Here is a 540-nt window from a genome sequence, read left to right on the forward strand (position 1 = left end):
ACTGGGCGGTCAGGCCCGTGTGGAGGGCGTCGGCGGTACCTGGAAGGATCTGACCGACAGCGTCAACATGATGGCGGCCAACCTGACCGGTCAGGTGCGCAACATCGCCGACGTGACGACCGCGGTGGCGACCGGTGACTTGTCGAAGAAGATCACCGTCGATGTGAAGGGTGAGATTCTCGAACTCAAATCCACCATCAACACCATGGTGGACCAGCTCAACAGCTTCGCTTCGGAGGTGACACGCGTTGCCCGCGAGGTGGGCTCGGAGGGCAAGCTGGGCGGTCAGGCGCGGGTGGAGGGCGTCGGCGGCACCTGGAAGGACTTGACCGACAGCGTGAACCTGATGGCGGCGAACCTGACGGGGCAGGTGCGCAACATCGCCGACGTGACGACCGCGGTGGCGAACGGCGACTTGTCGAAGAAGATCACCGTGCCGGTGAAGGGCGAGATCCTGGAGCTGAAGAACACCATCAACACCATGGTGGACCAGCTCAACAGCTTCGCTTCGGAGGTGACACGCGTTGCCCGCGAGGTGGG

Annotated in this window: 1 protein-coding gene; it reads left to right on the top strand. The window is 63.7% G+C overall.

From position 1 onward, the window contains the following. Positions 1-540: HAMP domain-containing protein (locus TSO352_RS06700; RefSeq protein ID WP_158284547.1), on the top strand; the 540-nt coding region annotated here is incomplete at both ends.

This window comes from Azospirillum sp. TSO35-2, assembly GCF_003116095.1.
Taxonomy (GTDB): domain Bacteria; phylum Pseudomonadota; class Alphaproteobacteria; order Azospirillales; family Azospirillaceae; genus Azospirillum.